Annotated in this window: 20 protein-coding genes and 1 tRNA gene; 10 read left to right on the plus strand and 11 right to left on the minus strand. The window is 62.8% G+C overall.

Annotated features, from left to right (window positions below; all coding sequences use genetic code 11):
• Positions 1–184 precede the first annotated feature (184 nt).
• On the plus strand, positions 185–1,150 hold the full coding sequence (locus BBX50_RS28685) for an alpha/beta hydrolase (RefSeq protein ID WP_065778773.1): 966 nt from the start codon (positions 185–187) through the stop codon (positions 1,148–1,150).
• A gap of 74 nt (positions 1,151–1,224) precedes the next feature.
• Here BBX50_RS28685 and hisN read toward each other — a convergent pair whose 3' ends face one another.
• Both hisN and BBX50_RS28695 read right to left on the minus strand, forming a co-directional pair.
• A complete protein-coding gene (hisN, locus tag BBX50_RS28690; protein ID WP_065778685.1) occupies positions 1,225–1,998 on the minus strand; it encodes a histidinol-phosphatase in 774 nt (257 codons plus the stop codon).
• A gap of 476 nt (positions 1,999–2,474) precedes the next feature.
• Complete coding sequence (locus BBX50_RS28695; RefSeq protein WP_065778686.1) at positions 2,475–3,356, minus strand: N-formylglutamate amidohydrolase; 882 nt, start codon at positions 3,354–3,356, stop codon at positions 2,475–2,477.
• Between the two features lie 200 nt (positions 3,357–3,556).
• On the opposite strand from BBX50_RS28695, the gene cpdR1 reads away from it, so the two are divergent.
• Both cpdR1 and BBX50_RS28705 read left to right on the plus strand, forming a co-directional pair.
• Positions 3,557–3,922, plus strand: a complete 366-nt coding sequence (cpdR1, locus tag BBX50_RS28700; protein ID WP_034786813.1) for a response regulator CpdR1 — start codon at positions 3,557–3,559, stop codon at positions 3,920–3,922.
• Positions 3,923–4,185: 263 nt separating this feature from the next.
• A tRNA-Val gene (locus BBX50_RS28705) sits at positions 4,186–4,260 on the plus strand.
• A 420-nt stretch (positions 4,261–4,680) separates the two neighbouring features.
• On the opposite strand, the gene BBX50_RS31010 is transcribed toward BBX50_RS28705, so the two are convergent.
• Positions 4,681–4,809, minus strand: coding sequence for a hypothetical protein (locus tag BBX50_RS31010; RefSeq protein WP_274534045.1), 129 nt, complete (start codon positions 4,807–4,809; stop codon positions 4,681–4,683).
• Between the two features lie 74 nt (positions 4,810–4,883).
• Here BBX50_RS31010 and BBX50_RS28710 point away from each other — a divergent pair, with 74 nt between their 5' ends.
• Positions 4,884–5,576 carry an alpha/beta hydrolase gene (locus BBX50_RS28710; RefSeq protein WP_065778687.1) on the plus strand — a complete coding sequence of 231 codons (693 nt, stop codon included), beginning with the start codon at positions 4,884–4,886 and terminating at the stop codon, positions 5,574–5,576.
• 153 nt (positions 5,577–5,729) lie between these two features.
• Here BBX50_RS28710 and BBX50_RS28715 read toward each other — a convergent pair whose 3' ends face one another.
• The 6 genes from BBX50_RS28715 to BBX50_RS28740 form a co-directional block, all read right to left on the minus strand.
• Positions 5,730–6,410 (minus strand): peroxiredoxin-like family protein, encoded by a 681-nt coding sequence (locus BBX50_RS28715; RefSeq protein ID WP_065778688.1) that lies wholly within the window; start codon positions 6,408–6,410, stop codon positions 5,730–5,732.
• 132 nt (positions 6,411–6,542) lie between these two features.
• The gene (locus tag BBX50_RS28720) at positions 6,543–9,824 is read right to left on the minus strand and encodes an adenylate/guanylate cyclase domain-containing protein (protein WP_065778689.1); all 3,282 of its coding nucleotides are present in this window, start codon (positions 9,822–9,824) and stop codon (positions 6,543–6,545) included.
• A 180-nt stretch (positions 9,825–10,004) separates the two neighbouring features.
• A complete protein-coding gene (locus tag BBX50_RS28725) occupies positions 10,005–10,265 on the minus strand; it encodes a hypothetical protein (protein ID WP_065778690.1) in 261 nt (86 codons plus the stop codon).
• Positions 10,266–10,297: 32 nt separating this feature from the next.
• On the minus strand, positions 10,298–10,489 hold the full coding sequence (locus BBX50_RS28730) for a hypothetical protein (protein ID WP_065778691.1): 192 nt from the start codon (positions 10,487–10,489) through the stop codon (positions 10,298–10,300).
• Positions 10,490–10,604: 115 nt separating this feature from the next.
• Positions 10,605–11,543 (minus strand): 4-hydroxy-tetrahydrodipicolinate synthase, encoded by a 939-nt coding sequence (dapA, locus tag BBX50_RS28735; protein WP_065778692.1) that lies wholly within the window; start codon positions 11,541–11,543, stop codon positions 10,605–10,607.
• A gap of 11 nt (positions 11,544–11,554) precedes the next feature.
• On the minus strand, positions 11,555–12,049 hold the full coding sequence (locus BBX50_RS28740) for a hypothetical protein (protein WP_139108351.1): 495 nt from the start codon (positions 12,047–12,049) through the stop codon (positions 11,555–11,557).
• 302 nt (positions 12,050–12,351) lie between these two features.
• On the opposite strand from BBX50_RS28740, the gene ilvD reads away from it, so the two are divergent.
• Positions 12,352–14,190, plus strand: a complete 1,839-nt coding sequence (gene ilvD / locus BBX50_RS28745; RefSeq protein WP_065778694.1) for a dihydroxy-acid dehydratase — start codon at positions 12,352–12,354, stop codon at positions 14,188–14,190.
• Positions 14,191–14,351: 161 nt separating this feature from the next.
• Positions 14,352–14,780, plus strand: coding sequence for a lipocalin-like domain-containing protein (locus tag BBX50_RS28750; RefSeq protein WP_065778695.1), 429 nt, complete (start codon positions 14,352–14,354; stop codon positions 14,778–14,780).
• A gap of 20 nt (positions 14,781–14,800) precedes the next feature.
• Here the strand turns inward: BBX50_RS28750 and BBX50_RS28755 are convergent, their stop codons facing one another.
• A complete protein-coding gene (locus tag BBX50_RS28755; protein ID WP_065778696.1) occupies positions 14,801–15,205 on the minus strand; it encodes a GFA family protein in 405 nt (134 codons plus the stop codon).
• A gap of 210 nt (positions 15,206–15,415) precedes the next feature.
• On the opposite strand from BBX50_RS28755, the gene BBX50_RS28760 reads away from it, so the two are divergent.
• Positions 15,416–15,898: a MarR family transcriptional regulator gene (locus BBX50_RS28760; protein WP_065778697.1), complete on the plus strand. Its 483-nt coding sequence runs from the start codon at positions 15,416–15,418 to the stop codon at positions 15,896–15,898.
• A 23-nt stretch (positions 15,899–15,921) separates the two neighbouring features.
• Here the strand turns inward: BBX50_RS28760 and BBX50_RS28765 are convergent, their stop codons facing one another.
• Positions 15,922–16,374, minus strand: a complete 453-nt coding sequence (locus BBX50_RS28765) for a MarR family transcriptional regulator (RefSeq protein WP_065778698.1) — start codon at positions 16,372–16,374, stop codon at positions 15,922–15,924.
• A gap of 61 nt (positions 16,375–16,435) precedes the next feature.
• On the opposite strand from BBX50_RS28765, the gene BBX50_RS28770 reads away from it, so the two are divergent.
• The 3 genes from BBX50_RS28770 (at position 16,436) to BBX50_RS28780 (ending at position 18,647) form a co-directional block, all read left to right on the plus strand.
• Positions 16,436–17,149: a thioredoxin family protein gene (locus BBX50_RS28770; RefSeq protein WP_065778699.1), complete on the plus strand. Its 714-nt coding sequence runs from the start codon at positions 16,436–16,438 to the stop codon at positions 17,147–17,149.
• A gap of 117 nt (positions 17,150–17,266) precedes the next feature.
• Positions 17,267–17,743 carry a DUF1579 domain-containing protein gene (locus tag BBX50_RS28775; protein ID WP_065778700.1) on the plus strand — a complete coding sequence of 159 codons (477 nt, stop codon included), beginning with the start codon at positions 17,267–17,269 and terminating at the stop codon, positions 17,741–17,743.
• Positions 17,744–17,879: 136 nt separating this feature from the next.
• Entirely contained in the window at positions 17,880–18,647 is a 768-nt protein-coding gene (locus BBX50_RS28780) for a VOC family protein (protein WP_065778701.1), read from the plus strand.
• The last annotated feature ends 10 nt before the right edge of the window (positions 18,648–18,657 follow it).

An 18,657-nucleotide genomic window follows, 5' to 3' on the forward strand; every position in this document is an offset into this window, starting at 1 on the left:
TAAAAGGGAATCCTGGGCCGCAACGCCCAGGCTGAAGTGACATGTCCCTTCCTCTTCAGCGGCCGGAAACGGTGATCGTCCGGATTTCACCCACCGTTTCCGGCTTTTTTCTTTGACGACGAAGAGCCCGCCGCCTATCCCTGATGACATCGATCAACGCGCTTTCATGGCCGGCCACGACCTCATGACCTCGATCCTCCACGCAACACCGGACAATCCGATCCCGGACAATCACGTGGCGGGTTTCTTCGACGGTGTCGGCGGCCGCAAGATCCGTTATGCGATCTTCAAGACGAAGCAGCCGATGGCGCGCGGCACGGTCGTGCTCTTGCAGGGCCGCAACGAATCGATCGAGAAATATTTCGAGACGATCGCCGATCTCACCGCCGCAGGCCTCTGGGTTGCGACTTTTGACTGGCGCGGCCAGGCGGGCTCCGAGCGGCTTTTGCCACACCCCGGCCGCGGCTATGTCGATCATTTTTCGGACTATGAGCGCGATCTCAGCACCTTCCTCGAGCAGATCGTGCTGCCCGATACCCGCCTGCCCTTCTCGATCGTCGCCCATTCAATGGGTGCGCTCGTTGCGCTGTCGCTGGCGCCGATGCTCACAAGCCGCATCGATCGGCTGGTGGTGCTGGCGCCTTTCGTCGGCCTTGGCGGCCAGGCGCTCGGCGAGCGCAGCATCGCGACGGTTGCAGCGCTCATGCGCTGCGTCGGCCTCGGCGCCTTGCCGGCACATCCCGACAAGGGCAATCGCCCGTTCGAGAAGAACGTGCTGACAGCGGACCGCCGCCGCTACCTGCGCAACGTCGCGCTGACCGACGCGCACCCGGACTTGAGGCTTGGCCCGCCGACGGCCCGCTGGCTGAGCGAGGCCTTTCGCGCCATGCGCCGGGTCATCCGCCGCGAGCATCTGACACGCATCACCCTGCCGACGATCATTCTGGCGCCGACGGCAGACCGCCTGGTACCGCATTTCGCCGTCGAATGGCTGGCGCGCAACTTCCGCGCCGCCCAGATGATTCCGATCGATGGCGCACGCCACGAACTGCTGCACGAAGCCGATCGCTACCGCGCCCAGGCCATGGCCGCCATCCTTGCCTTCGTCATCCCCGAGGAGAACGACGAGCGCGAAAGCCCGGCCGCCTGAACCTTCCGGGCGACGTCGAATCTCCGTTTTTCGATTGATGTTACGGCCACACGCCCGCATTGGGCGCAACGTATTCAGCCGTTCAGGATTTCCAGCGCCTGCGCGTGCAATTCGCGACTGCCGGCAGCGATGATTTCACCGCCCATTTCCGCCGGCCCGCCCTGCCAATTGGTGACGATGCCGCCGGCCTGCTCGATCAACGGAATGAGGCCGCCGACGTCATAGGGCTTCAATCCGCACTCGATCACCAAGTCGATATGGCCAGCGGCGAGAAGGGCGAAGGCGTAGCAGTCGCAGCCATAGCGGAAAAGCCGCACCTTGCTCTGCACCGCCTCGTACTTGGTCTTGAAATCACCGGTGTAGAGATGCGGCGACGTCGTGAACAGCACCGCATCCGAAAGCGAATTGCAGGCGCGCGTCGAAAGCACCTTTTCGCCATCCGGTCCGCGGTAGATCGTCTTCACACCGTCGGCGAGATAGCGCTCGCCGGTAAAGGGCTGGTCCATCAGGCCCATGACCGCCTCACCGTTGCGGTAAAGGCCAACCAGCGTGCCCCAGACCGGCAGGCCGGAAATGAAGGCGCGGGTGCCATCGATCGGATCGATGACCCAGACATATTCGCGGTCGAGCCCGACATTGCCATGCTCTTCACCGAGGATACCATGCTCCGGGAAATGCGTCTCGATCAGCGCCCGGATTGCCGCTTCCGCCGATCGGTCGGCTTCGGTCACCGGGTCGAAGCCGCCTTCCAGCTTGTTGACCACACTCGTGCCGATCCGGAAACGCGGCAGTGTTTCTGCCTTGGCAGCTTCGGCAAGGCGATCGAAGAAGGCACGGTCGGGCAGCATGGCTCTCTCTCAGGGATGAACGGAGGAAGTTTTTCCTGCATAGACCAAAATCCGCCAAACGCAAACGACCTGCTGAAGGGCACCTGGCGGCCCCGCCGTCCGCCCGAATGCGTTGAAGTTGCCGCTGACCTGGGATTGCTGCGGGCGCTCGCTGCTCCTGTTGGCACTTCCGGCCGTTTCAATCGGTTCAGACCACGGTTCCGAGTGAAATTCTTTTGATGCAGCGCAAAAGTTTTCAGCATCTCAACTTGACATTTGTGCAGTGCAATATTATGGTTTCAATACAGTCACCTGTGACTGTAAATACCCTCCTTGGGTGTTTCCTCCCTAGACTTGACCGCGCCGTTGGCGCGGTTTTTTTTGAAGCTCCCCGACAAAGTATCCGCCCGCGCCACGCGTCTTGCGAGACACGTGAGGCAAGGCATGCGATGCACGCCTCGCGTGCGAGCTATTTCGACCGGACTAGAGGGAAGAGACTATTCAGCCGCAAGCGGCAGGTAAGCACCGTAGTCCTCGACGTGGCGGGCAAGCGACGCGATGAAGGTGGTGAGATCCGCGACCAGCGCGCCGAAGCCTGGCTTGCGCACCAGCGTCGCCTCGTCGACATAGAGTGCCCGGTTGATCTCGATCTGCAGCGCATGCAGCCCGCGCGTCGGCCGGCCGTAGTGCTCGGTGATGAAGCCGCCGGCATAGGGCTTGTTGCGCACGACGCTATAGCCGAGCTGCTGCAACAGATCGACCGCGGCGCGCGAAAGCTCTCCCGCAGCGCTGGTGCCGTAGCGGTCGCCGATGATGAAATCCGGGCGCTGGCCGCTGCCGGGCAGATGCACATTGCCCGGCATCGAATGGCAATCGATCAGCACCGACAGGCCGAACTGCACATGGGTGCGCGCAATCAGCTTGCGCAGCGTCGCGTGGTAAGGCTTGTAGATCGTCTCGATCCGCGTGAGCGCGTCCTCCACGGGAAAACGCCCGCGATAAATCTCCATGTTCTCGGCAACCAGCCGCGGTATCGTTCCGAGCCCGCCGGCGACACGCATCGAACTGATGTTGGCATGCGCCGGCAGCGGGCCGTCGAACATGCGCGGATCGAGTTCGTAGGGCTCGCGGTTGACGTCGAGGAAGGCGCGCGGGAAATGCGCCAGAAGCATCGGCGCGCCCAGGAAGGTCGCATTCTGAAACAGCTCGTCGACATAGTGGTCTTCCGACCGGCGAATCGAAAGTGCGTCGAGGCGGGACTGATCGAGAAAACTCTGGGGATAGGACCGACCGCTATGCGGCGAATTGAACACAAAGGGAACGCGCTGGATTGGAGGTTCCAGGACCTCGAACAGTTCCCTCTCCGCAATTTCCCCCATCTGAACCCTTTTTTACCATATGCGGTACTTGCAATTGTCATCATGTTGCCAGTTGGCCCGCTCTGTGTCCATAGTGGCCCTCCACAGCATCCTGGGGAATTGACGTCCCGCGTTCACGAGATATTTACCGCGTTGCGGTTTGGTTAAAACGCCGCAATCCACGCGCAATGAACTGAATAAAGAGAAGCACGGCCGAATTCATGACTGCGAAAATCCTTCTTGCCGAAGACGACAACGACATGCGCCGATTCCTGGTCAAGGCGCTCGAAAAGGCCGGCTACAAGGTCATGTCCTACGACAACGGCGCCAGCGCCTATGACCGGCTTCGCGAGGAGCCTTTCTCGCTTCTCCTGACCGACATCGTCATGCCGGAGATGGACGGTATCGAGCTGGCCCGCCGGGCAACCGAGCTCGACCCGGACCTCAAGGTGATGTTCATCACCGGCTTTGCGGCCGTCGCGCTGAACCCGGACTCCAAGGCGCCGAAGGATGCCAAGGTGCTCTCCAAGCCCTTCCATCTCCGCGACCTCGTCGACGAGGTCAACAAGATGCTGGCCGCTGCCTGAGCGACGACAGTTTTCCACAGGCGCGACCTCTCGCGACTGTACGGAATGCGTACTTGGAACCGACCGCCGCGATCCACAAGGGATCTCCGGCGGTCTTTTCGTTTCAATGCCTTAGCGGAAATCCTGGAAATCCAGGGCATTGTCGTTGGTTCATCAACGCCGTTCCAATGGGGAGAAACACCGCGATGAAACTTCTGTCAAAAAACCTTCGAAAACCCTATTGACGCGGCAACGGCTTTTGTGGTCTATGCGCCCCATCGGATGGGCGTGTAGCTCAGCGGGAGAGCACTACGTTGACATCGTAGGGGTCACAAGTTCGATCCTTGTCACGCCCACCATTCGAATTCAAAGGCCTTTCGAGAAATCGAAAGGCCTTTTTCGTATCGAGACGGCTGCAAGCTGCGCCAGTGTGCAGGCATGCGCCGCCGCCCCCCTATCACATCAATTTCGTACTTTCCCACTCGGCGCGATCAAGTACGTTTTCCACACCGCGCTGCCCGCAACAGCCGGTAATCGATAGGACTTTGGTCCGACATGGGCCGGCATAGGTCCGGGGCGCATTGCCGAATCTAAGTCACGATGCATTGATGTTGACAGCGCCCCGGAGCACAGCCCGCAACCGGAGCGCAATCGGTCCCGGAGCGGCGCCCCGAAGCCCCAATACCGCTCGCTCTGGGACCCCGCCCGTTCCTCATCCTTCGCCATCGCTTGCTGTCCCGGTCACGCGGCCTCTACGGGCGCGAGAGTTTGCCTTCCTGTCACAGATATTTGTGGCTTTCGTCATGGAAGGCACGCCTTTCCGCCCTAATTTGTGTCTGCAATCCCAACGCCTTGCCACGCGTCAAGCGCAAAGCAAAGGAAACCACCAAACAGACGACGGGCAGCATGCCTCGCCTCCTTCACTACGAGCGAGTGCGATGCCGAACCGAGCACCTCTCCATTCAAGCGAAAGGAACGGACCATGCCGGCAGTCAAAAACATCGTGCTTGTACACGGCGCCTGGGGTGATGCCTCCCACTGGCGCCACGTGATCCCGCCGCTGCACGCCAAGGGGTACAGGATCGCCGCGGTACAGAACCCGCTGACCTCGCTTGCCGATGACGTCGAGCGCACGCGCAAGCTGGCCGAATCGCTCGATGGTCCGACCCTGCTCGTCGGCCACTCCTATGGTGGCGCAGTGATCAGCGGCGCCGGCCACGCCTCAAACGTCGTCGGCCTCGTCTATGTCGCAGCCTTCGCGCCGGACGAGGGCGACAGCCTCGGCAGCATCTTTGCGCGGGGCGACCCACCCTCCGGCGCTGCCAGCATCCGCCCCGACAAGGATGGTTTTCTCTGGTTGGCGCAAGACACCTTCCGCCAGAGCTTCGGCCAGGATTTGAACGAGACCGATGCGCTCGTCATGGCGGTGACGCAGAAGCCGATCGCCGGGCGCTGCTTCGAGGATAAGGCCGGGCCGCCGGCCTGGAAAGAAAAGCCGAGCTGGTACCAGGTGTCGCGCCACGACAACATGATCCCGCCGGAAACCGAGCAGTGGATGGCCGAACGGATCAACGCGAAGAAGATCATCACGCTCGACGCCAGCCACGCCTCGCTTGCTTCCCATGCCAAGGAGATCGTGGCGCTGATCGACGAGGCGATTGCCGCGCTCGGCTAGGTTCCGATTCGCAATTGCATCGCCTCAAGGCTTCATCTGCCATTTTTAATTCAGAGACGAAAAACCCCGTCGATCACCGGATCGACGGGGTCTTGCTCGGGAACCGCCGCTGACACAACCGCCGTCGACGACCGAACATCCAAAGTCGACGCCTCAGTGCACCATCGCGGAGGCGACGGACATCAGTTCCTCGCGACGCGGGAGACCGAAAAGGTTCTGGCCGCCATCCGGCACTTCGGTGAAGCTCCAGCGCACGACGCCATCCCGATCGAGCAGGAACTCGCCGATGAGTTGACCGCTCCCGGTCGCCATCATGCGCTCGTCGGCCTCGGTAACCTCGTAGTTGTCGGCCTTGTCGAGATAGGTCGTGGCTGCCATCGGATCCATCGGCTCCGGCAGTTCGCCCGGCATGTTCACCTTCATCGCCATCATCGTCTTCATGGCCACCTTGTGCGGCCACTGGTCTTCGTCTTCGGTGAATTCGAGGTTGGGCAGCCCGAACGCCCGATGCGAGACCCGTTCCGGATCGGCGGCGGCCAGCAAGTTCGGCACAGGATGATAGCGGAAATAGAGGCGCGCTCGATCGATCGGCGTATTCACCACCGTCAGGCTCTCGATCCCCCTCTCCCGCAGGGCGCCGTCGAGTTGCGCCATGGCAGCGATCTGCCGCCTGCAGAACGGACAATGCAGGCCGCGGAACAGGCCGACCAGAACCGGTTTACGGCCACGAAAATCATCAAGGGCGATCTGACCTTCCTGGGTGATTGCGTCGAGCACCACGTTCGGCGCCCGGTCACCCGGCTGCAACGGCCGTCCACTCAGCGGCTCAACCATCTTTCGTCTCCTCATCCCGGCCGGAACGCTCCTGGTGCGCCGTGTGGCGAGGCAGGCGCTTTTCTCCGGCAAGCTGTGCGCAGCAATCAAAACCCAAACGCGGGCGCAGCGCCCCGGCAACGATCGGATATGTCAGTCGAGAAACGGCAAAATCATCAACGCCTCGGGATCGAGACCATGTTGCGCACATATGTCTCGCGCCAAGGCGAAGTACCTTTCCGCTGCATCGAGATCGCCGGCGTCCAGGCAAAGCGTCGCCAAGCCATCATAGCACGGAAACAGCAGCTGCGCCTCTTGCGTTTCTCCGCAAAGGTCGAGCGCCTCCTGATAAATGCCGCGGGCGACGTCTGGCCGGCCATGACACTGATGGATCTGGCCGAGCACCAGCAGCGATACCGGCAGATGGTCGCGCTGGTCGAGATCCCGGTCGATCGCGATCGCGCGTTCGGCCGCCGGCATTCCATCTGGCGTGCAGCGATCGGTGAAGGTGCAGTAGGCGACGGCGAGATTGGCAAGCAGACGGGCCTGAAAACCGAGATCGCCGATGCGCCGCGCCATGTCTAAACCGCAGCGGCAAACCTCGATTGCGCGCTTGGGATCGTTGATGGTGTAGAGTGCGGCCAGATTGGTGTAGCCGCGACAGGCGGCGTTCAGCAGATCGGCGCCTTCGGCCACGGCGACGCTTCGTTCGACGATAGCGATCGCTTCGACGCTGCGGCCAAGGCGGGCAAGGGCAACGCCTTTGGTATTGAGCGCCTCGGCTGTAACTCGCACCACCTCGCGCTGCATCTCCGGCTTTTCGGATGCAAGGGCCGCAACGCGATCCAGCGCCTCGTCTGCCGCTTTCAGGGCACCGGGATAGTCGCCCATACGGAAAGCGAGATGGCCACGTTCCTGGGAGAGATGCGCACTTTCGATCGGCGCCTGCAAGCCTTCGAGCAGCTGGGCGGCGGCGGTAAACGACGCCAGTGCCTCGTCGCGCCGTCCCGTCTCCCACAGGTGGTGGCCGAACTTGCGCTGGATTCTCGCCGAAGCGACCCTGTCGCCGGTGGCGCGATAGACCTCAAACAGTGCGTCATAGTGCTGGGCAGCGGCCTCCCGCTGACCGGCCGCCTCGAGAAGATCCGCAACCCGTTCGCGTGCGGCGAGCCATTCCGGTCCTTCCTCACCGGTGGCCGCCAGCGCCGCCATGGCCTGTTCATAGAGCCGGATGGCATCATCATTGGCATAGAGCGCCCGTGCCCGGTCTCCGGCCGCGATCAGGTAATGTGCGCCCTTGGCCTTCTGTTCGGAGAGGCCGAAATGGTGGCCGAGCAGCGCCATCTCCTCTAGCCGTTCGGTATCCTCGCCGAACCTGCGCTCCAGCACCTCGCCGATCAACGCATGCTCGTCCGTGCGCCGGCTGAGCAGCAGATTGTTATAGACCACCTCCTGCAACAGCGTCTGGGTAAACCGATAGGTCTGCGTGCCCAGCAACCCGCCGTCCCTGGTTTCTTCGATGATCTCCGCGTCGCAGAGCAGATCAAGAAGCGCATCCACCGGCCGCCGTCCCGAAACCGCTTGCAGCAGATCTGCATCGAAGCGTGGCCCGATCATCGCAGCGTGATGCAGCAATCGGCGGGCGTCCGGCAGCAGCCGATCGACGCGGCCGAGCAGCATCGCCTCGATGGTGACCGGAATGTCGGCGGCCGCTTCGCGCTCCACCACCCGCCAGACCGAGCCGACCTTCTGCACGGCGGAAACATCGATCAGGCCCCGCACGATTTCCTCGATGAACAGGGGATTGCCCCCGGCTCGCGCCAAAATGCGCTCGGCGAGCGCCTGAGGCAGCCCTTCCCCGCCGAAGAATGTCGCAAGCAGTCGTCGCCTGTCGGCTTCCGAAAGCGGAGCAAGGCGCAACGCCGTCAAGTTTGTGTGGCCGGGCTTCAGCCGATCGGCATCGGCGTCGGGTCTCTGGGTGGTCAGCAGCATCAACGGGCCGCCGTCCGTCCGCTCAAGGACAAAGGATATGGCCTCAAGCGAGGCAGCATCGGCCCAGTGTAAGTCCTCGATCACGAGCAGCAAGGGCGTGCGGGATAACCGCCGTTCAAAAATCACCCTCACCGCCGCGAAGAGCTGCCGGCGCATCTGTTCCGGCTCCACATGGCGCAACAGCTCATCCTGGGAATCCATACCCAGAATCCGTAGGAACAGCGGCACGAGCTGTTCGAGCCTGTCCTGCGCAAAACCGATCTCGGCCAGTCCCGCGGCGAGCAGCTCTGTCGTCCGCTGCAGACTGTCGCTGATCGAAATCCCGTAGGCACCGCGCAGCACCGCCGCGAGAACGCCATAGGACGGTTCTCCGAGCGAAGAACTGCTGGCGCGACGAACGACGACACGCGAAAAGCGCGGATCCGCTGCCACCCGCTCGAGGAATTCGTTGACCAACCGCGACTTTCCGAGCCCTGCCTCTCCCGTCAGACGCACCAGCTGCGCCGTCCCGCTGCAGGCAAGCTCGAGGCAATCAAGGAGGCGCTTCATTTCCGGCTCACGCCCGATCAGCGGCGCGCCAAGTCCCAGCGCTTCGAGACCACGTGCCGTGCGCGGTGCCTCCAGAGACTGCGTCAGCCTGTAGACCTCAACGCTTTCCGCTTTCCCGCGCAGCGTCATCGCGCCAAGCGCCTCGTAGGCAAACGCGTGGCAGGTCAACCGATATGTCACCGGCCCGACGAGGATCTCCCCAGGCCCCGCCAGCGATTGCAGCCGCTGCGCCGTGTTGACTGCGTCGCCGGTCACCGAATACGCCTTGCCGTCGCCGGCGCCCAAACGCCCTGCGACAACCGTTCCGGTGTTGAGCCCTATATGGAGATTGAGCGGCTCGCCAATCCGTCGCTGCCAGCGTTCGCCGACCCGCCTTGCCCGACCGGCCATGTCGAGTGCGGTACGAAGTGCCCTCTCGGAGTCGTCTTCATGCGCCACTGGCGCGCCGAAGAGGGCGAGCAACGCGTCACCGATGAATTTGTCGACGTAGCCACCATAGGCCTCGACCGCTTCGGTCAGTTCTTCGAAGAGTTCGTTCTGGAAAGCCCTGAGGACTTCCGGATCCACCTGCTCGCTGAGACCGGTAAAGCCGCAGAGGTCGGCGAAGAGAATGGTGGCCGTCCGGCGGTCGGCGCCCGCCTCCTCCTCCGGCAAGAGCGGTGCGAGCGCCTCACCGCCAGATCTCGCCTGAGGTGTCGCAGCCGCCCTAGGTCGCGAAACCATCGGCTTACTGGTCGCTGGGGCTCCGAGCCGGGTACCGCAGGTAGGGCAAAACGAGAAGTGTGGCGGACAGAGTGCGCCGCAACCGGGGCACGGGCTATGCTGCTTGGCACCGCAATTCGGGCAAAACACAAACCCGCCTTGGATTTCGCAACCGCACTCGTGGCAGTTCATCGGTGACGAACCTTCAAACGAGCCTCGGTTGGCACGGCCAATGCTGAGTCAGCCGGGGCATTTGGCCTCGAAAGAATGGACCCGCGTCAACTGCTTTGCAAGCAACGGCAGAAATCTCGACAGGAGAGGCCGCGGATGAGTCCGACGAGGTTTCATCGGGAATGTCGGCCTCAAGCGCTTTCAGCAATGGGCGCGACGCCCCTTTGGTGGACGTGAAAACGTGTCGAGATCGATCGCCGCCCCTTCCGGCGCGCGGCACACCTCCTCCGGGTGCCGGTCGCTCGCCTCGACGGCGAAGTGGATGGCCGCCGTCTCGTTGGTGAAGAGACCGCCAACCACCCCTTTGCGGTCGGAAACAACCCACCAGCCGTGCCGATCGCGACCGACGACGAAACGTGCGCGTGCGAAAAAACCACGGCGAATCTGCTGCGTACTGCCCATGATGGAATGGTCCTTGTGATGGGAGAGAAGACTTAGCCGGCAATCCAGGGAATGGCGGCCTGGATGCCATAGGCAAGGCCAAGCACGATGCCGAGGCGAATGCCGATGCCGAGGAAGGCGTCGCGAACCGCGCTGTCGTTGCCGCGATGGCCATTGGCACTCTCAACCGTTTGGGCGCGTCGGCGCTGTTCCGCCTGGGCGGCGAGGTGGGGAAGGCGTGACATCATCTGTCTCCTTTATGGCGCCTGGGATGGGATCCGGCCGCGACCGTCCAAGACCGGCGACCAGTGGAATTGGGTGACTTTGGGATTTGGCGATCGCGGTGGCTGCCGGGCGACTTCAGCTCGCAAGCGCGATACGGACGCCGCGGCCGAGATGGGTGGAGGTCGGAAGCTCGGTGAGCGGTTCGAGCGCCGCACGGATCTCCGCCGCCGTTTCCGGCGCGATCGGGGTCAGCGGCAGCCGCAGGTCCGGACGGAGCGCGCGCACCAGATGCAGGGCATACTTGATCGGTCCCGGGTTCGTTTCGCGCTCCAGCGCCGTAAGCAGCGGCCGCAGCCGCTCGTGAATGGCGATCGCTGCCGCGATGTTGCCGGTGGCAATTGCCTGATGCATGGCCACAACCAGCCGCGGGACCACGTTGGACGCCACCGAAATGGTGCCGTGGCCGCCGCAAATGTTGAACGGCAGCGCCGTCTGGTCGTGACCGGAAAGCTGACGGAGCCGGGTCTTCACAGCCGCCGGCGATGTGAGGAAGCGGCTGAGATCACCGGTGGCATCCTTGATGCCGACGATGCCCGGAAGCGACGCCAACCTCTCGATCGTCCGCGCCGCCAGGTCGACACCGGTGCGGGAAGGGACGTTGTAGACGATGATGGGCAGGTCCACGGCCTTGGTGACCGCCTCGAAGTGGCGGTAGAGCCCCTCTTGCGACGGCTTGCTGTAGTAGGGCGCAACGACGAGCGCCGCGTCGGCGCCGAGCGCCTTGGCCTCCGCCGTCAGTTCGATCGTGGTTTCGGTGCTGTTGGTGCCGGTCCCCGCAATGACAGGGATTTTGCGCTCGGCAACCTCGACGCAACGCTCGATCACCAGCGAGCGCTCGGTGCGCGACAGCGTCGGCGCCTCTCCGGTGGTGCCGCAGGCGACGATGCCGGAGATACCGTGACGGATCTGCCACTCGACCAGTGACATCAGGCCGACGACATCGACCCTGCCGTCACGAAATGGCGTGACGAGCGCTGTGATCGCCCCTTCGAGGCGCAGCGAATGCATGCTCATGGATGTGTCCTTCAAATCGGAAGATGGCCGTGACCGGCGGCTCCGGCCATCAGCCGATAGCCGCGGCAGGAGCGCAGGAAAGCTCCGAGGATCGCGGCGGCCAGATCGGCATGCCGCGCCTTGAACGTGACCCGGCCGGCGCCCGGCGGCTGATAGCGCAGTGCGCAGGTCCAAAGTCCGAGCTCATGGCTGAGTGTCCGCAGGCAGAGTTTCGCCTCGGTCGTCGATGTCAGGTGGATGACCGCATCGACCAGCGCATCGGCCGCCATCAGTTCGCGAAACCGTCGCGACGGCCACTCGCCGGGTACAAGATCGGGAAGTTCGCGGACGAGCCGCACGGCCTCCCAAACGTGATGCTCGCGCAAACGGCGAACGGCAGTCAGCCGCAGCAGCAGCCCGTCCAGGGTGTCAGGAGATACGTCGTCGCCGTCGATGCTCGCGCGTAGTTCCATATCGGATCGACGGCTCAAGGCATGGCGACGGAAACTGAAATCGTGAAGAGACATGACACTCATCCGTATTCGATGAGGGAGAGACTAGCGCCGACCGGCGTCCGGATTCGATTGCGACTTCAGGTGCTTGGCATAAGATTTCCGTAAAGCTCCCGGATTGCGGCTGTGCAAGCCATCGGCGCACGGCTAGACTTTGCGGAGAAGGTGCTGGAACCCGGCCAGATGTGCGTGCGAGGCGTCGAAATAATCTGACGCAAAAGATGACGTGCACGCAATTTTGCGCTAGGTAGCCACCTTCGGTGGCGATCCGGATCGCCATATCCGCGCAATACCCCCTGTCCGTGAAGGAACATGCCATGCCTGCCTATCGCTCACGTACCACCACCCACGGCCGCAACATGGCCGGTGCCCGCGGCCTCTGGCGCGCAACGGGCATGAAGGACAGCGATTTCGGCAAGCCCATTATTGCGGTCGTGAACTCGTTCACGCAGTTCGTGCCGGGCCACGTGCACCTCAAGGACCTTGGCCAACTCGTCGCCCGCGAGATCGAGGCGGCCGGCGGCGTTGCCAAGGAATTCAACACGATCGCCGTCGACGACGGCATCGCCATGGGTCACGACGGCATGCTCTATTCGCTGCCGTCGCGCGAGATCATCGCCGACTCGGTCGAGTATATGGTCAATGCGCACTGCGCCGACGCCATGGTCTGCATCTCCAACTGCGACAAGATCACCCCCGGCATGCTGATGGCGGCACTGCGCCTCAACATCCCGGCCGTGTTCGTCTCCGGTGGGCCGATGGAGGCCGGCAAGGTCGTACTGCACGGCAAGACGCATGCGCTCGATCTGGTTGATGCCATGGTCGCTGCCGCCGACGACAATGTGTCGGACGAGGACGTCAAGGTCATCGAACGCTCCGCCTGCCCGACCTGCGGCTCCTGCTCCGGCATGTTCACCGCCAATTCGATGAACTGTCTGACCGAAGCGCTGGGCCTGTCGCTGCCCGGCAACGGCTCGACGCTCGCAACCCACGCCGACCGCAAGCGCCTCTTCGTCGAGGCCGGGCATCTGGTCGTCGATATTGCCCGTCGCTACTACGAGCAGGAAGACGAGAGTGTGCTGCCGCGCAAGGTCGCCTCCAAGCAGGCCTTCGAGAACGCCATGGCGCTCGACATTGCCATGGGCGGCTCGACCAACACGGTTCTTCACATTCTCGCCGCCGCCCATGAGGGCGAGGTCGATTTCACCATGGCCGACATCGACCGGCTTTCGCGCAAGGTGCCCTGCCTGTCGAAGGTGGCGCCGGCGAAAAGCGACGTGCACATGGAAGACGTGCACCGCGCCGGCGGCATCATGTCGATCCTCGGCGAACTCGAGAAAGGCGGCCTCATCAACCGCGATTGCCCGACCGTCCACAGCGCCACGATCGGCGATGCCATCGACCGCTGGGACATCACCCGCACGTCGAGCGAGACCGTTCGCAACTTCTTCCGCGCAGCCCCGGGCGGCATCCCGACCCAGGTCGCCTTCAGCCAGGAAGCACGCTGGGACGAACTCGACACCGACCGCGAAAAAGGCGTCATCCGCTCGGTCGAACATCCCTTCTCCAAGGACGGTGGTCTCGCTGTCTTGAAGGGCAACATCGCCATTGACGGCTGCATCGTGAAGACCGCCGGCGTCGACGAGAGCATCCTGAAATTCTCCGGCCCGGCGCGCGTGTTCGAAAGCCAGGATGCGTCGGTCAAGGCGATCCTCGGCAACGAGATCAAGGCCGGCGACGTCGTCGTCATCCGCTACGAAGGCCCGAAGGGCGGCCCGGGCATGCAGGAAATGCTCTATCCGACGAGCTACCTGAAGTCGAAAGGCCTCGGCAAGGCCTGCGCTCTGATCACCGACGGCCGCTTCTCCGGCGGCACATCGGGCCTGTCGATCGGTCACGTTTCTCCGGAAGCGGCCAATGGCGGCACGATCGGCCTCGTGCGCGAAGGCGACATGATCGACATCGACATCCCGAACCGCACGATCAGCCTGCGTGTTGACGAGGCAGAACTGGCCAAGCGCCGTATCGAGCAGGATGCCAAGGGCTGGAAGCCCGCAGAGCAGCGCAAGCGCAAGGTGACGATGGCGCTCAAGGCCTATGCCGCCTTTGCAACGTCGGCCGACCGTGGCGCGGTGCGTGACCTCGGCGAGCGCTGACGAGCTGCGGCCTGGCGGCGCCCCAGCGGCGCAAAGAACAACGAAGGGCTCCCGCGCGTTGGGGGCCCTTTTCTTTGATCTCTTTCCTAGGGATAGGCCCGGCTTTGCCGGACAGGAACCATCTGTTATTTTAGTTTACCCTAAAATCATACAGGTGGATCATGGCGGACGAGTCTGGACTGCTCGGCACCTGGAAGATGCTTTCCTGGAGACGCGAGGTCGTCGCCACCGGCGAGGTCAGCGATGCCATGGGCCCTGATCCCATCGGCTATCTCTCGTATTTTCCGGATGGCCGGATGACCGCCGTCGTGGTGAAACGCGATCGGCCGCAACTGAAAGGGCTGGTGCCCTCTCACGACGAAAAGGCGGCATTGTTTGATTCCATGCTCGCCTATTCCGGCTCCTATTCACTCAAGGACGGTCGAATCATCCATCATGTCGAGGCAAGCTGGAACCCGGCCTGGGGCGTATCCGACCTGATCCGTCCCTTTGTCCTGCAAGGGGACAAGCTGGTGATCTACGGCGCGCCGGGCGTGGACCCGGCGACCGGCGAAGAGGTCATCTACCACCTCGAATTTCGCAAGATGTGACCGGCCTTTCTGCGCGCTTTTCAGAGGTGACGCGTCTCGGCCGGCGCGTGGAACCAGTTGTTGTTGCGCCCGTCCATGTATTGCACCGGCGCTTCGGCCAAAACGGCCGGATCGAGATCGTCGAGACAAGCGACATTGACGGAATAATAGGCGCCACCGATTTCCTCGATATAGCCGTGACCGAAAGCGGCAACGCCGCATGTCCTGCAGAACCGATGATGCACGCTGTCGCTGCCGAACTGGTAGTCGGCGATATTGGCCTCGTCGCACTGCAGGCGAAACTCCTCGGGCTTGACGATCGCGCCCCAGTAGCGCCGTTTCCAGCAGATCGAGCAGTTGCACTTTCCGGTACCGGCATCGAGGTCGATATCTGCCTCGTAGCGGATGTTTCCGCAGTGGCAGCTTCCCTTGTAGGTCAATTTCATCGCCGTCACTCCTCTTTCATCTAAGTCGCCGGTGATTCCGCTTGAGCCACTTGTGACAACAAGTTGTCATGTACAGTTCTGACATAGTGACAACATGTTGTCAATAGAACCTCGCGGTTTGCCGCCCGGCTGTGAACGAGCTTGCGGCGTCGGCAAAATGACAACATACTGTCATTCGACAACCCTGTTGCAAGAACCCGGCACAATCCCATGGATGATCCCGAACGTACCACAGCTGGCGACGCCTTCGCCGAGTTCGCCATTTCAGTGCTCCGCCTCGCCGGTCCGCTGACCGTTGCCGGCGACGCTCTTTCCCGGCCGTCCGGCCAGACGAGCGCTCGCTGGCAGGTGCTCGCCGCCGCCCGTCACGGTCCGATGTCCGTTGCCGATGCGGCGCGCGCGCTGGGGCTGGCGCGCCAGGGCGTGCAGCGGATCGCCGATCTGCTTGCCGAGGAAGGGCTGGTTGCCTACGAGGATAACCCCGCCCATCAACGTGCCAAACTCATGGTGCTGACGAAGAGCGGCCACGATGTGCTCGGCGAGATCAAGGAAAGGCAGGCCGTCTGGGCGGACAGGCTCGGCGCCGACCTCGGCGAAGACCGGTTGCGCCAGGCTTCGGCGCTGATTGCCGAGGCCATCGCCATCGTGAAGGAGCGGTCCCCGATGCCTGACCAGGCTGCGGAAGAGGCGTAGCCGCCTGGGTTTGCGGACGGACGCTAGCCACCACCAAGGATCAGCAGGTCGGAGCGTAACCGCGCGGCTCCTCCATCATCGAGCACCGGGTCGAGCGCCTCATGCAGCGCCTTCCAGATCGGGATCGCGCGGGCCAGTAACGCCTCCCCCTCCTGCGTCAGCCGCAGTCGCCGCGACCGCCGATCATCGGGATCCGGAGAGCTCTCGACCAGGCCACGCCGCTCCAGGGGCTTCAGTGCTGCCGTTAGCGTCGTGCGGTCCATGGCGAGCAGCGATGCCACTGAACCCATGTTCGGCGGTCTCGGGCGATTGAGCGACATCAACAATGAAAATTGGCCATTGGTAATTTCGAGCGGCCGGAGCGCCTCGTCGAACCGGCGGGCTATGGCGCGCGCAGCACGCTGCACATGCAGGCAGAGGCAGCTATCCTTCACATGCAAGGTGGTTTCGAAGGGAATAAGAGGCAACTTTGACATAGGCGATTAATGTTGATATCAACGTAAATAGTCAAGTGCGACGTTGTAAGGAGGAGCGGGCATGAGACAGGATCACGCAGTCGTATCGCGCGAGGAGTGGCTGAAAGCGCGCAAAACCCTGCTCGCGCTGGAGAAAGAGCACACGCACGCGCGCGACAAGGTGAACGCCGCCCGCCTGGCTCTGCCCTGGGTGAAGATGGAAAAGACCTACGTCTTCGATACCCCGGCCGGCCGCAAGTCACTGTCCGAACTGTTCGACGGACGCAGCCAGCTCATGGTCTACCATTTCATGTTCGGCCCCACCTGGGACGCCGGCTGCCCGGGCTGCTCGTTCCTGGTCGATCACTTCGCCGGCATGCTGCCGCATCTCAACCATCACGACGTCACGCTGATTGCAGCATCGAACGCGCCGCTGGCAAAAATCGAAGCCTACAGGAAACGCATGGGCTGGCATTTCCCCTGGGTCTCGGCCGAGGGCAATGGGTTCAACCATGACTTCCGCGTCGCCTTTTCGCCAGCCGAACTCGCAAGCGGCAAGGTCACCTACAATTTCACCGATATCGAAAGTGCCAACGCACACGAAGAACTTCCGGGACTGAGCGCCTTCCAGAAGGGCGAGGACGGCACGATCTACCACACCTATTCCTCCTATGCCCGCGGGCTTGAAGAACTCGTCGGCACCTTGATGCTGCTAGACCGAGCGCCGAAGGGCCGCAACGAAGACGAGACCATGGATTTCGTCCGCCGTCACGACGAATACGAACGGAACCCTTAACGCCAGGCGAACTAGACCGACCAACATGTTTCGCGGGCGGAACCTTTCGCCTGCAAAGACGTTTCGAGAACGCCCGCGCATCGACTGGATCACCGCACCTGCCATGAAGGAAATCCCATGAAAGCAGAACCGGAAGAAGCACATCGCTGGCTCGAGCAAATCCTGGGCGACTGGCAGGTTCGCACGGCCGGACCAAACGGCGAGCCCGACGGGAGCGGCCCCTGGACCGAGCATGTGCGCTCGCTTCACGGCCTGTGGATCGTCTGCGAGGGCCAGGGAACCTTGCCCGGGGGCAGCTTCGGCCAGACGCTGATGACGCTCGGCTACAATCCCGAGACGAAACGCTACATCGGCACCTGGGTCGGCTCGATGATGACCCATATGTGGATCTATGATGGCGAACTGGACGCGAACGGCAGGTCCCTGTCGCTCTATTGCGATGGGCCGGACTTCGAAAATCCAGGCAGGATGGCGCGATACCGGGACATCATCACGCTCATCGACCATTCCCGCCGTCTGCTGACGTCACAGGTGCAGGCCGCGGACGGTAGCTGGAAAGACATGATGACGGCAGAATACCGACGCCACGACTGAAGGCGAGATGGGAAAAGCACACTTGCTTTTCCTCTGCCCCGTGCGCGCCCATCCGAAGGGAATTCCGGGCACGTGGCGTGAAATCAGGCGGCGCCAGGCACGCCGGTTCGAAACCACATTAAACTGGAGGAAGGCAATGGCAGATCACGGCAAATTCGTTTGGTATGAACTGATGACAACCGACATGGCGGCTGCCGAGACGTTCTACAAGGACGTCGTTGGCTGGGGCGCCCGCGATTCCGGCATGGCAGGGATCAACTATACGCTCTTCAATGCCGGTGAGGTGCCGGTGGCCGGGCTGATGACAATGCCCGAAGGGGCGCTCGAAATGAACGTGCCCCCTGCCTGGCTCGGCTATGTCGGCGTCGACGATGTCGACGCGACGGCGGCCAAGATCGCGGCCAAAGGTGGCAAGGTCCATCGGGCACCGGACGACATCCCCGGTATCGGGCGTTTTGCAGTTGTCACGGATCCGCACGGTGCGGTGTTTGCGATCTTCAAGGGCATCGGCGAACCACCCCCGGTCACCGACCCGATGGCGCCGGGTCTTGTCGGTTGGCATGAGCTGGCCTCCGGCGACCTCAACACTGCCTTTCCCTTCTACGCCGAGCTCTTCGGCTGGACGAAGGACCAGGCCATGGACATGGGCGAGATGGGCATCTACCAGATCTTTGCTCATGGCGGCGCGCCGATTGGCGGGATGATGACCAAGCCGAAGGAGGTTCCGGCGCCTTACTGGCTCTACTACATCAATGTGCCGGCTCTTGACGCCGCCATTGAACGCATCAAGGCCGGTGGCGGCAAAATCGTGCTTGAGCCGATGGAGGTGCCCGGAGGCGCCTGGATCGTTCAGGCACTCGACCCGCAAGGCGCGCTCTTCGCACTGGTCGGGCCAAGACGCTGAGTGCAAGAGG

The organism is Ensifer sp. LC11 (assembly GCF_001695835.1).
Classification (GTDB): domain Bacteria; phylum Pseudomonadota; class Alphaproteobacteria; order Rhizobiales; family Rhizobiaceae; genus Ensifer.